Origin of the sequence: Cellulosimicrobium composti (genome assembly GCF_010287905.1) — a bacterium.
GTDB classification, from domain to species: domain Bacteria; phylum Actinomycetota; class Actinomycetes; order Actinomycetales; family Cellulomonadaceae; genus Cellulosimicrobium; species Cellulosimicrobium composti.
This window is the reverse complement of the sequence record NZ_JAAFAN010000047.1, coordinates 23,613-35,446: the sequence shown is the minus strand read 5'-3', so window position 1 is coordinate 35,446 and position 11,834 is coordinate 23,613. Positions and strand designations below refer to the sequence as shown.

Genomic DNA, 11,834 nt, shown 5'->3' with positions numbered 1-11,834 from the left:
TTTGGGGGGGGCCGCCATCACGACTTTCTGCGGGGGGTCGCCGGGGGCGGTGAGCGTCTCCTGGTCGCCGGACATCCCGGTGTTCAACCCCACCCCCCCCACCGGGGGCCCGCGCGCGCCGTCGGCGCGCCCGGTCTGCACGGTGCCGTCCTCGAGGACGATCAGGGCGCGGTCGGTGCCGGTCGCCGGGGTGGTCACTGCGTTCGCTGAGGCGGTCAAGGCGCTTCCTCGTCGTTCTCGTCGGTGCCGGGGGCCGCGCTCTCGCGCGTCGGCGCCGGGTCTTCGGGGTCTGTGGGGGCGACGGCGCTGCTCGGCGCCCCGGTTCGTCGCTCGTCCGGGCGCCCGCCGGCCGGGACCAGCCCGCGCACCGCCTCCAGGAGGCGCGCGACGTCGTGGTCGTGGCGCGGCATGAGGCCCGTGTCGAGGCGCACCGCGGGCTCCGCCGGGGCCTGTGCGTCGGCCGGGACCGGCTCCGCGGGCACGGTCCACGTCACGACGACGATGGCCTCCTTGCCGACGAACTTGCCGGCCATCCCCGGCGTGAGGGCCGCCGCCTCGACGGACTCGGCGGGCACCCACACGTCCGGGGCGCCGCGGCGCTCGACGTGCACGCCGCCGTCGTGGACGGTGACCTGCGCCTGGGCGCGGTCGCCGAGGCCGTGCGCGCCGACCCGGGCGAGCCAGTCGCCCGCGACGGTGCTCGACACGTAGAGCGCGTCGAGCGGGCCGAGGACGACCGCGCCGCGCGCCGTCTCCTCGGGCGGGGCCGGCGGCGCGGGGACGACCCCCGCGGAGCGCCGCTCGAGGCGGCGGCGTCCCAGGAGCACGAGCGTCAGGAGCACGACCCCGAGGACGACCCAGATGCCGACCGCGACGGGCTGGGGCAGGTTCACGCCCGCACCCCCTGCGCCTCGGCGGCCTCGACGGGGGCGCCGTCGAGCACGGTGGCCCGGCCGCGCAGGAACGTCGCGACGACGGCGCCCGGCAGCTCGTGGCCCTGGAACGGGGTGTTGGTGCTCGCGGTGACCTGGCCCGCGCCGTCCACGACGCGCCGGGCGGCCGGGTCGACGAGCGTGACGTTCGCGGGCTCGCCCACCTCGAGCGGGCGGCCCTGCGCACGCTCGCCGGTGTCGATCCGCCCGATCCGCGCGGGAGCCGCGGACAGCACGCGCGCGACGTCGGCCCACGTCATGCGCCCGGTGTCGACCATGGTCTGCTGCACGACGCTCAGCGCCGTCTCGAGGCCCGTCATGCCGAACGCGGCGGCGGCCCACTCGCAGTCCTTGTCCTCGCGCGCGTGCGGCGCGTGGTCGGTGGCGACGATGTCGATCGTCCCGTCGGCCAGGCCCTCGCGGACCGCCTCGACGTCCGCGGCGGTGCGCAGCGGCGGGTTGACCTTGAACGTCGGGTCGTACCCGCGCGCGAGCTCGTCGGTGAGGATCAGGTGGTGGGGCGTGACCTCGGCGGTGACGTCGATGCCGCGGCCCTTGGCCCACCGCACGATCTCGACCGAGCCCGCCGTCGACAGGTGGCACACGTGCAGGCGCGACCCCACGTGCTCGGCGAGCAGCACGTCGCGCGCGATGATCGCCTCCTCGGCGACCGCGGGCCAGCCCGCGAGGCCGAGCTCGGCGGAGACGACGCCCTCGTTCATCTGGGCGCCCTCGGTCAGGCGCGGCTCCTGCGCGTGCTGCGCGACGACGCCGTCGAACGCCTTGACGTACTCGAGCGCGCGGCGCATGAGGATCGGGTCGTCGACGCACCTCCCGTCGTCGGAGAACACGCGCACGCGCGCCGCGGAGTCGGCCATAGCGCCGAGCTCGGCGAGCTGGCGGCCCGCGAGGCCCACCGAGACCGCGCCGACCGGGTGCACGTCGACCCAGCCGGCGTCGCGCCCGAGGCGCCACACCTGCTCGACGACACCCGCGGTGTCCGCGACGGGCGTCGTGTTGGCCATGGCGTGCACCGCGGTGAACCCGCCCGCCGCGGCGGCGCGCGTGCCGGACTCGATCGTCTCGGCGTCCTCGCGACCGGGCTCGCGCAGGTGGGTGTGCAGGTCGACGAGGCCCGGGAGCGCGACGAGACCGGTCGCGTCGACGACGACCGCGTCCACGGGGGACGCGGCGCCGACGGCCGCGACCTCGGCGATCACGCTGCCGGAGAGCACGAGGTCGACGGGCTCGCCGCCGAGCGGGCGCGCGCCGCGCAGGACGTACGTGGTGGTTGCGGCGCTGCTCACGAGGCGGGGACCCTTTCGACGGTGGGGACGGGCGCGGCGAGCGGGGCCGTCGCGGCGGCCGGCGCGCCGGCGACCTCGGCCTCGTCGCTGCCCGCGAGGAGGAGGTAGAGCACGGCCATGCGCACGGCCACGCCGTTCGCGACCTGCTCGACGATGACCGCGCGCGGCGAGTCGGCCGCCTGCGCGGAGATCTCGAGACCGCGGTTCATGGGGCCGGGGTGCATGACGATCGCGTGCTCGGCGAGGAGGCCGAGGCGCCGCGCGTCGAGACCGTACTTGCGGCTGTACTCGAGCGGGTTGGGGAAGAACGCTCCCCCGCCGGCGCCGGCGCCGCTCATGCGCTCGCGCTGCACGCGCAGCATCATCACGGCGTCGGGGCCGCCGTGCGCGGTGTCGCCCGCGAGGGTCGCGTCGAGGTCGTAGGAGACCTCGCACGGCCACGTCTGGACACCGACGGGCAGGAGCGTGGGCGGCGCGACGAGCGTGACGCGCGCACCGAGCGTGTGGAGCAGGTGCACGTTGGACCGTGCGACGCGCGAGTGCAGCACGTCCCCGACGATCGCGACGTGGCGCCCGTCGAGACCCGCGCCGCGCGCGGCCGCGTCGTCCGGGCCGCTCGCGCCGGGTGCCGCGAGGGCGGTGCCGGACAGGTGGCGGCGCAAGGTGTACGCGTCGAGCAGCGCCTGCGTGGGGTGCTGGTGCGTGCCGTCGCCCGCGTTCACCACGGCCGCGTCGAGCCAGCCGGCGTGCGCGAGCACGTGCGGCGCGCCGGACGCCTGGTGCCGCACGACGACCGCGTCCGCGCCCATCGCCTGGAGCGTGAGCGCCGTGTCCTTGAGCGACTCGCCCTTGGACACGCTCGAACCCTTGGCGGAGAAGTTGATGACGTCGGCCGACAGCCGCTTGGCGGCCGTCTCGAACGAGATGCGCGTGCGCGTGGAGTCCTCGTAGAAGAGGTTGACGACCGTGCGCCCGCGCAGCGTCGGGAGCTTCTTGATCTCGCGCGACTGCGTGGCGGCCATCTGCGCGGCCGTGTCGAGGATGCGCACCGCGTCGGGGCGCGACAGGTCCTGGGTGGAGAGCAGGTGCCTCATGCGCCCGCCTCCGTCCCGGTCGCGCCGGCCGCGGGCCGGATGACGACCGCGTCCGCGGGGGCGCCGTCGCCCGGGTCGCCGTCCACCTCGGCGAGGCGCACGCTCACGCGCTCCGACGTCGAGGTCGGCAGGTTCTTGCCGACGAAGTCGGGGCGGATCGGCAGCTCGCGGTGCCCGCGGTCGACGAGCGCGGCGAGCTGCACCACGCGCGGGCGGCCGAGGTCGCTGATCGCGTCGAGCGCGGCGCGGATCGTGCGGCCGGAGTACAGGACGTCGTCCACGAGGACGACGACCTTGCCGTCGACGCCCGACGCGGGCAGGCGCGTGGCGCCGATCGTGCGCGTGGGGTGGCGGTGCAGGTCGTCGCGGTACATCGTCACGTCGAGCTCGCCGACGATCGCCTGCGGGTCGAGCGCGCCGTCGGCGGCGGCTCCGTCGATGGCGACGAGCCGCTCGGCGAGACGCGCCGCGAGCGGGACGCCGCGCGTCGGGATCCCGAGCAGGACCAGGTCGTGGGCCCCCTTGTTCCGCTCCACGATCTCGTGGGCGATGCGCGTCAGCGCGCGCGAGATGTCCGCGGCCGTCAGGACGACGGTCCCGGCCTCGGCGTGCGGACCGGGGGTGGTCGGTGGGGGTGTGGGCACAGCAGCGCCAGAGCTCATGTCCGGCGACCTCCTTCCCCGCCTCACGGGACGGGCCTTAAAGGATGTCTGACGGTCACCCACCCTACCGCCGCCGATCGCGGGGGCGGGCTCGCGTCCCGCCGGGTGGGACGCGGCGTCGGTCACACCAGGGTGACCGACGCCGCGGTCGGGTCGTGCACGCCGGCCCGGGGCCGGGCGGGGTCAGGCGGTGATCGTCGGCTTCATCTCGACGATGCGCGCGAGCAGGCCGTTGACGAACGACGGCGAGTCGTCCGTCGACAGCGACCGCGCGAGGTCGACCGCCTCGTCGATCGCGACGACGTCCGGGACGTCGTCGTTGAAGAGGATCTCCCAGCCGCCGATGCGCAGCAGCGCCCGGTCGACGGCCGGCATGCGCTCGAGCGTCCACCCGTGCGAGTACGTCTCGAGCAGCTCGTCGATGCGCTCGCGGTGCGCGACGACGCCCTCGACGATGTCGACCGCGTACTGCGGCAGGGCGGTCTGGGCGGTGCCGGGGTCGGTGACGCGCTCCGCGAGGAGGGTCGTCGGGTCCACCTGACGCTGCTCCGCCTCGAAGAGGACGTCGAGCGCGCGCTTGCGCGCCTTGGTGCGTGCGGCCATGGTGATCGGCTGTCCCTCGGTGCTCTCGGCGGTCCGGTCTCGGTCAGTCGTTCACGCGGCCGAGGTACGACCCGTCGCGCGTGTCGACCTTGACCTTCGTGCCCTGCTCGAGGAAGAGCGGGACCTGGATCTGCGCGCCCGTCTCGAGCGTCGCGGGCTTCGTGCCGCCCGTCGAGCGGTCACCCTGCAGGCCGGGCTCGGTGTAGGTGATCTCGAGGACGACGGACGCGGGCAGCTCGATGTAGAGCGGCTGGCCGTCGTTGGACGCCACGAGGACGTTCTGGTTCTCGAGCATGTAGTCCTTGGCGTCGCCCACGATCTCGGCCGGGATCGTGATCTGGTCGTACGTCGACGTGTCCATGAACACGTAGTCCGCGCCGTCCTGGTACAGGTACTGGAAGTCGCGACGGTCGACGTTCGCCGTCTCGATCTTGAGCCCCGCGTTGAACGTCTTGTCGATCGTCTTGCCCGTCATGACGTTCTTGATCTTGGTGCGGACGAACGCGCCACCCTTGCCGGGCTTGACGTGCTGGAACTCGATCACGGTCCACAGCTGGCCGTCGAGTCGCAGCACGGTGCCGTTCTTGATGTCGTTGGTGGTCGCCACGTTCGTCTTCCTGTCGGAGGGTCTGCGGTCTGCGCCCACGCGGTGCCGTGCCGGGAGGCACGACGGGTCCACCCGGGAGAGGGGTGCGGAAATGGGCCTTGACGATCTTACCGGAGCGCGACGAGTACCGCGTTCGCCACGACGCCGACGGTCGCGGCCCAGCACATCGACGCGAGCGTCCCGATGACGAACCGCTCCGACGCGACGGGGTGCTCGCGCAGCTCGGGGTAGCGCCCGAGGCCCTTGATCGCCACGACGAACGCGATCCCGCCGGGCTCGCCCGCGAGGAGGCAGCCCGTGATCGCGAACCGCTCGAGGACGCCGATCCACGTGCCGCCGCGCAGCGCCTTGACGGCCTCCGTGCCGATCGGGCCCGTCGCCGGGGGCGGCGGCACGGGGACCGACGCCGGGTCGGCGGGCACGCCGCGCGCGCGGCCCGACCGGCCGGGCCGGGGCGGGCGCGCCGGGTCGCCGGACCGCGCGGCGGCCCGCAGCACCGCCTGCGTCACCGGTCCGCCACCGAGCACGCTCGCGGCGAGCGCCACGACCCACACGAGCGCGACCAGCACCACCGACACCGGGTCCGTCATCCCCTGCCCTCTCGTCGATCCTGCGGCGGCTCCCCCTGGAGCTCGCCGAGCAGCCGTGCGACGACGGGCCGCACCGCCGCCTCCTCGGGCCACAGCGCGGCGCGCAGCCGCTGGCTGACCGCCTGCTCGGACACCCCGAGCGCACGGGCCACATCCTTCTGCGTGCCGCCCACACGCGCGAGCGTGTCGACCGCCTCCCACCCCGGGTCCGTCCGCCGCTCGACCACGGCGGCCAGGAGCCGCAGCAGCGCCTCGACCTCGGCGGCGCGCTCCGGGGGCTCCCCGCGGACGGCGACGGGGGCCGTGGCGGCGCGGGACTTGGCCTGCTCGACGGCGTCGCGCGCCCGCACGAACGCCTCGCCCGACGCCTCGCGCGAGACGGCCGGGAGCGGCTCGTCGACGCTTCCCGCGCCGAGCCCGACGCTCCAGCCGCCGTCGCGCAGCAGGTCGAGCACGACGTCGACGACGGTGGCCGGGTCGTCGAGGACGCCCTGGACCTCGTCGCCCACCGTGCGGTCGAACGGGACGACGACGCCGGGGCGGTCGGCCAGGAGCGAGTCCAGGCGCGCGAGGACCTCGGGCACGCGGTCGGGGCGACCGGTGCTCCCTCGCTGGTCGACGGTGAGCACGAACACGCGATCAAGCCTACGCGCTGGATACCCGTCCATCAAGGGCACGAGCTTGATGAGAGCGGATCAAGGCTGCGTCGTCGTGCGGAGGCGCGCGGCGACCGCCTCGAGCGCGAGGCGGTACGAGTCGAAGCCGAACCCCGCGACGGTGCCGGTCGCGACCGCGCCGACGACCGAGTGCGCGCGGAACGCCTCGCGCGCCGCGGGGTTGCTCAGATGCACCTCGACGAGGAGGAGCCCCGACGTCGTGACCTGCGCCGCGGCGTCGCGCACCGCGTAGGAGTAGTGCGTGAACGCGGCGGGGTTGAGCACCACGTGGGCGCGCGCGTCCACGGCTTCGTGGAGCCACCCCACGAGCTCGGACTCGTCGTCGGTCTGGCGCACGTCGACCGCGAGGCCGAGGCCGCTCCCCCACGCGAGGGCCGACTCCTGGAGGTCGGCCATCGACGCGGAGCCGTAGATCTCCGGCTCGCGCACACCGAGCCGCCCGAGGTTGGGTCCGTTGAGGACCAGCACGCGTTCCATGGCGCCCGAGCCTAGCTGTGCCCCGGGTCGCGGCGCCGGACCCGCCCGTCCCGTGGCCGGCCCGCCCCGCGACCTCCTCGACGAGCGACCGGACGCGGCCTCGGGCAGGCTGACGACGTGAGCCGAACCGCGTCCCTCACCACCCCGGAGCCCGCCGCACCGGTCGCCGCACGCGCGAGGAGGTCGGGCCCACCGGCCCGCGCCCTCGGCCGTCGGCCGGTGCCCGTCGCAGGAGTCGCGCCGTGACCGCCCTGAGCGCCGGGAGCCGCCTCGCGGGCGGCTACCTGGACGCCCCGTTCGCCGCGCTCGCGCACCGCGGCTTCTCGCGACGCGGCCTCGAGAACTCGATGGCGGCGTTCGCGGCGGCCCGCGACCTCGGGCTGCACTACGTCGAGACGGACGCCCACGCCACGGCCGACGGCGTCGCCGTCGCGCTGCACGACGCGTCGCTGGACCGCACCACGGACGCGCACGGCCGCGTGGCCGACCTCCCGTGGCGCGCGGTCCGCGCCGCGCGGATCGGCGGCGAGGAGCCGGTCCCGGCGCTCGAGGACGTCCTCGGGACCTGGCCCGACCTGCGGGTCAACGTCGACGTGAAGTCGGCGGCGGCCGCCGAGCCCGTCGCCCGGGCGATCGAGCGCACGCGCGCGCACGACCGGGTCTGCGTCGCGTCGTTCTCGGCGTCCCGCCGCCTCGCGACGGTCGCCCGCCTGTCGCGGCCCGTCACGGTCTCCGGCGCGCGCGGCGCGGTGCTCGGCATGCTCGTCGCGGGTCGCGCACGGCTCGACGCGCTCGCGCGCCTCGCGACGCGCGGCGTCGACTGCCTCCAGGTGCCCGTGCGCGGCGGGTGGGTGCGCGTCGTCGACTCCGCGTTCGTCCGCGCGGCGCACCGCGCGGGCGTCGCGGTGCACGCGTGGACGGTGAACGACACCGCGACGATGCACCGGCTCCTCGACCTCGGCGTCGACGGGATCGTCACCGACCGCGCGGACCTCCTGCGCGACGTGCTGCTCGCGCGCGGGATGTGGTCGTGACCGCCCGCGGCACCCTCACCGCGTGAGGGTGCCCCGGCGGCTCAGAGCGTGACGGGGCCCCGCCCGACCGGGGCCTCCGCGGCGATCTCCGCGTAGGCGGCGGCGAGCAGCGTCGGGTCCGGCCCCTCGAGGCGCGTGGGGCGCGCGACGTCGTCGAGCACGACGAACCGCAGCAGGTCGCCGCGCGACTTCTTGTCGCGCCGCATCGCGGAGAGCAGCTGCTCCCACCGGTCGCCCCGGTAGGTCAGGGGCAGGCCGAGCGAGCCGAGGATCGCGCGGTGCCGCTCGACGACCGCGTCGTCGAGCTTCCCGGCGAGGCGCGACAGCTCCGCGGCGAACACCATGCCGACCGACACGGCCGCGCCGTGGCGCCACTGGTACCGCTCGGTGAGCTCGACCGCGTGGCCGAGCGTGTGGCCGTAGTTGAGGATCTCGCGCAGGCCGGACTCCTTGAGGTCCTCCCCCACGACCCGTGCCTTGACCGCGATCGAGCGCTCGACGAGCTCGGCCACGACGGCCCACGTCGCGTCCGTCGTGGGGCGCGTGCCCCACGCGCCGAGCACGTCCGCGTTCTCCTCGACGAGCTCGAGGATGCGCTCGTCCGCGATGAAGCCCGTCTTGACGACCTCCGCCATCCCGGCGACGAAGTCCCACCGCCCGAGCGACTCCAGCGCGGCGAGGTCGCACAGCACGCCCGCCGGAGGGTGGAACGACCCGACGAGGTTCTTGCCCTCCGCGGTGTTGATGCCGGTCTTGCCCCCCACGGCCGCGTCGACCATCGCGAGGAGCGTCGTCGGCACGTGCACGACGCGGATCCCGCGCAGCCACGTCGCGGCGACGAACCCGCCCAGGTCCGTCGTCGCGCCGCCGCCGACGGTGACGATCGCGTCGGAGCGCGTGAAGTCGGCCTGCCCGAGCACGCCCCACAGGAACGCCGCGACCTGGGCGGTCTTCGCCTCCTCGGCGTCCGGGACCTCCGCGACGAACGCCTCGTAGCCCGACGCCTTGAGGTCCTCGTGCACGACCTCGGCGGTCGCGGCGAGCGCGGCCGGGTGCACGACGAGCACGCGACGCACGCGGTCGCCGAGCATCGCGGGCAGCTCGCCGAGCAGGTGGCGCCCCACGACGACGTCGTAGGGCTGCTCCCCCGCGACCCGCACGCGCGTGGACGGTGCGGCGGCGGGGACGGGCTCGGGGGTCGTGTCGCTCACGCGTCCTCCTGGGTGTCCGGGGTGCCGGCGGCGTCGCGCTCGGCGAGGTGGCGGCGGATCTCCTGGGCGACCTGCGCCGGGGTGCGCGCGTCCGTGTGGACGCGCAGGGTCGCGACCCGCTCGTAGACGGGGCGCCGCTCCTCCATGAGGGCGGCCCACCGCGCGCGGGGGTTGCCGAGGAGCAGGGGCCGCGACTGGTTGAGGCCGACGCGCGGCGCGGCGTGGGCGAGGCTCACGTCGAGGAACACGACCGTGCCGCCCGCCGCCGCGTACGCCGCGAGCGCGGCCTGCGTGTGCTCGTCGAGCACGGCCCCGCCTCCCAGGGCGAGCACGCCGTCGTGCGTGGCGAGCGCAGTCGTCACGGCCTCGCGCTCGAGCTCGCGGAAGTGCGGCTCGCCGTGGTCGACGAAGATCTCGGAGACCGGCTTGCCCGCCACGGTCTCGACGTCGGTGTCCGTGTCACGCTGCGCGAGCCCGAGCAGCTCGGCGAGGTGCCGCGAGACGGTCGACTTGCCGCTGCCGGGCGGGCCGACGAGGACGACGACCGGCCGCGTGCCGGCGGGGACGGGCGTCATCAGCGCTGCAGCTCCGGGATCGCGGCGAGGTAGGCCTCGGCGTTGCGCCGGACCTCGGCGACCGAGTCGCCCCCGAACTTCTCGAGCGCCTGCTCCGCGAGCACGAGCGCGACCATCGCCTCGGCGACGACCGCGGCCGGCGGGACGGCGCACACGTCGGAGCGCTGGTGCTGGGCCTTGGCCTCCTCGCCCGTGACGACGTCGACCGTCGCGAGCGCGCGCGGCACGGTCGAGATCGGCTTCATCGCGGCGCGCACGCGCACGACCTCGCCGTTCGACATGCCGCCCTCGACGCCACCGGCGCGGTTGCTGCGGCGGTGGATCCGGCCGTCGGCGCCGCGCTCGATCTCGTCGTGCGCGGCCGAGCCGCGGCGGCGCGCGGTGCGGAAGCCGTCGCCGACCTCGACGCCCTTGATCGCCTGGATGCCCATGAGGACGGCGGCCAGCCGCGCGTCGAGCCGGCGGTCGCTCTGCGCGTACGTGCCGAGCCCGGACGGGACGCCGTACGCGAGCACCTCGACGACGCCGCCGAGCGTGTCGCCGGCCTTCTGGCAGTCGTCGATCTCGGCGACCATCGCGGCGGACGTCGCGGGGTCGAAGCAGCGCACGGGGTCCGCGTCGAGCGCCGCGACGTCGTCGGGGCCGGGCACCGGCGCGCCCTCGGGCACCTCGACGGGGCCGATCCCCACGACGTGCGAGACGAGCCGGACGCCGAGCGCCTGCTCGAGGAACTTCGCGGCCGCGGCGCCGAGCGCGACGCGCGTCGCGGTCTCGCGCGCCGAGGCGCGCTCCAGCACGGGGCGCGCGTCCTCGAAGCCGTACTTGCGCATGCCCACGAGGTCGGCGTGACCGGGGCGGGGCCGCGTGAGGGGCCGGTTGCGCGCGATCTCGCGCACGTCGCCCGTGCCCGCGTCGACGAGCAGCGCCTCGGGCGGCACCGGGTCCGCCGACATGACGTCGACCCACTTGGGCCACTCGGAGTTCGCGATCTCGACCGCGAGGGGGCCGCCCTGCGTCACGCCGTGGCGCAGCCCGCCGAGGACGCGCAGCTCGTCCTGCTCGAACTTCTGGCGCGAGCCCCGCCCGTACCCGAGGCGGCGGCGCGCGAGGGCGGACCGCACGTCGTCCGTCGTGAGCTCGACGCCCGCGGGCAGCCCGTCGAGGATCCCGACCAGCGCCTCGCCGTGCGACTCACCCGATGTCAACCAACGCAGCATGATCGCCATCCTCCCACGTCGGCGGCCCCCTCCCGGCGGCCGCCCGCAGTGCGGACCGAGCCCCCGCACGGGCGGCCGTGGTCCCCGTGGTCGGGGACGTGGCGCCGCGCCGCCTCGCGGTGACGCCGTGGCGGGGCGGGGCGCGGTGGCGCTGTGGACGACGGCGCCGCGACCTGGCGCCGGACCGCTACGGTGCCGCGCATGGTCGAGCAGGGGGACGGCACGACGACCGGAGGACCGGGCGCGCCGTGGCGCACGCTCCGCGACCGCGTCGCGCACGAGGTCGGCGCCGCGGGGCCGCTCGCGCGCGGCACGGCGGTCGTCGCAGCGGTGGGTGCGGCATGGTGGTCGGGACCGGTGTGGGCGACGCCGGCCCTCGTGCTCGCCGCCGCGGCCGGCGGGCTCGTCGCGGTCGTCGACGCGCGCACGCACCGGCTTCCCGACGCCGTCGTGCTCCCCGCGTGGGCCGGCGTCGTGCTGCTGCTCGCCGTCGCGGCGGTCGCCACCGGGGACGGCGCGGGGCTCGTGCGCGCGCTCGCGGGTGGCGCGACCGGCTTCGCGGCCTACGCCGTGCTACGGCTCGCGTACCCGCCGGGGCTCGGGTTCGGCGACGTCAAGCTCGCGGGGCTCCTCGGCACGCCGCTCGGGTGGCTCGGATGGAGCGCCCTCGCGGTCGGGCTCGTGCTGCCGTTCTTGCTCGGCGGGCTCTGGGCTCTCGTGCTCGTGGCGGTCCGCCGGGCGCGACGCGACACAGCCGTGCCCTTCGGGCCGTCCATGGTGCTCGGGGCGGTGCTCGCCGTGGCGCTCGGCGGCGCGATACCCGGTGGCGCGGTACCCGGCAGCTGAGC

At 75.9% G+C, this 11,834-nt stretch carries 15 protein-coding genes; 2 read left to right on the top strand and 13 right to left on the bottom strand.

The window, feature by feature from the left end:
* The 10 genes from GYH36_RS13760 to GYH36_RS13715 all read right to left on the bottom strand — a co-directional run.
* Window positions 1–219, bottom strand: a 219-nt coding sequence (locus tag GYH36_RS13760) for a carbamoyl-phosphate synthase domain-containing protein (protein ID WP_281351542.1), incomplete at its 3' end; no start/stop codon positions are given.
* Window positions 216–893, bottom strand: a complete 678-nt coding sequence (locus GYH36_RS13755; protein WP_162290120.1) for a PH-like domain-containing protein — start codon at window positions 891–893, stop codon at window positions 216–218. The genes GYH36_RS13755 and GYH36_RS13760, both read right to left, overlap by 4 nt.
* The gene (locus GYH36_RS13750) at window positions 890–2,239 is read right to left on the bottom strand and encodes a dihydroorotase (RefSeq protein WP_024839640.1); all 1,350 of its coding nucleotides are present in this window, start codon (window positions 2,237–2,239) and stop codon (window positions 890–892) included. Before GYH36_RS13750 ends, GYH36_RS13755 begins: the two co-directional genes overlap by 4 nt.
* Entirely contained in the window at window positions 2,236–3,333 is a 1,098-nt protein-coding gene (locus GYH36_RS13745) for an aspartate carbamoyltransferase catalytic subunit (protein ID WP_115942521.1), read from the bottom strand. Before GYH36_RS13745 ends, GYH36_RS13750 begins: the two co-directional genes overlap by 4 nt.
* The gene (gene pyrR / locus GYH36_RS13740) at window positions 3,330–3,995 is read right to left on the bottom strand and encodes a bifunctional pyr operon transcriptional regulator/uracil phosphoribosyltransferase PyrR (protein WP_162290119.1); all 666 of its coding nucleotides are present in this window, start codon (window positions 3,993–3,995) and stop codon (window positions 3,330–3,332) included. Before pyrR ends, GYH36_RS13745 begins: the two co-directional genes overlap by 4 nt.
* 183 nt (window positions 3,996–4,178) lie before the next feature.
* Window positions 4,179–4,598, bottom strand: a complete 420-nt coding sequence (gene nusB / locus GYH36_RS13735; protein ID WP_024839637.1) for a transcription antitermination factor NusB — start codon at window positions 4,596–4,598, stop codon at window positions 4,179–4,181.
* Between the two features lie 43 nt (window positions 4,599–4,641).
* Complete coding sequence (gene efp / locus GYH36_RS13730) at window positions 4,642–5,205, bottom strand: elongation factor P (RefSeq protein ID WP_024839636.1); 564 nt, start codon at window positions 5,203–5,205, stop codon at window positions 4,642–4,644.
* A 107-nt stretch (window positions 5,206–5,312) separates the two neighbouring features.
* Window positions 5,313–5,795: a hypothetical protein gene (locus tag GYH36_RS13725; protein ID WP_034603496.1), complete on the bottom strand. Its 483-nt coding sequence runs from the start codon at window positions 5,793–5,795 to the stop codon at window positions 5,313–5,315.
* Entirely contained in the window at window positions 5,792–6,430 is a 639-nt protein-coding gene (locus GYH36_RS13720) for a hypothetical protein (RefSeq protein WP_162290118.1), read from the bottom strand. The genes GYH36_RS13725 and GYH36_RS13720 overlap by 4 nt, the downstream gene beginning before the upstream one ends.
* Window positions 6,431–6,490: 60 nt before the next feature.
* Window positions 6,491–6,949 carry a type II 3-dehydroquinate dehydratase gene (locus GYH36_RS13715; protein WP_024839633.1) on the bottom strand — a complete coding sequence of 153 codons (459 nt, stop codon included), beginning with the start codon at window positions 6,947–6,949 and terminating at the stop codon, window positions 6,491–6,493.
* A gap of 242 nt (window positions 6,950–7,191) precedes the next feature.
* Between GYH36_RS13715 and GYH36_RS13710 the strand changes: the two genes are divergently transcribed.
* Window positions 7,192–7,983, top strand: coding sequence for a glycerophosphodiester phosphodiesterase family protein (locus GYH36_RS13710; RefSeq protein ID WP_024839632.1), 792 nt, complete (start codon window positions 7,192–7,194; stop codon window positions 7,981–7,983).
* Between the two features lie 41 nt (window positions 7,984–8,024).
* On the opposite strand, the gene aroB is transcribed toward GYH36_RS13710, so the two are convergent.
* From aroB to aroC, 3 genes are read right to left on the bottom strand one after another with little or no spacing between them, the layout of a single operon-like run.
* Window positions 8,025–9,194, bottom strand: coding sequence for a 3-dehydroquinate synthase (gene aroB / locus GYH36_RS13705; protein WP_312028638.1), 1,170 nt, complete (start codon window positions 9,192–9,194; stop codon window positions 8,025–8,027).
* The gene (locus tag GYH36_RS13700; protein ID WP_024839630.1) at window positions 9,191–9,769 is read right to left on the bottom strand and encodes a shikimate kinase; all 579 of its coding nucleotides are present in this window, start codon (window positions 9,767–9,769) and stop codon (window positions 9,191–9,193) included. Before GYH36_RS13700 ends, aroB begins: the two co-directional genes overlap by 4 nt.
* A complete protein-coding gene (gene aroC / locus GYH36_RS13695) occupies window positions 9,769–10,986 on the bottom strand; it encodes a chorismate synthase (protein WP_162290121.1) in 1,218 nt (405 codons plus the stop codon). Before aroC ends, GYH36_RS13700 begins: the two co-directional genes overlap by 1 nt.
* A 201-nt stretch (window positions 10,987–11,187) precedes the next feature.
* Between aroC and GYH36_RS13690 the strand changes: the two genes are divergently transcribed.
* Window positions 11,188–11,832, top strand: a complete 645-nt coding sequence (locus tag GYH36_RS13690; protein ID WP_162290117.1) for a prepilin peptidase — start codon at window positions 11,188–11,190, stop codon at window positions 11,830–11,832.
* Window positions 11,833–11,834 lie beyond the last annotated feature (2 nt).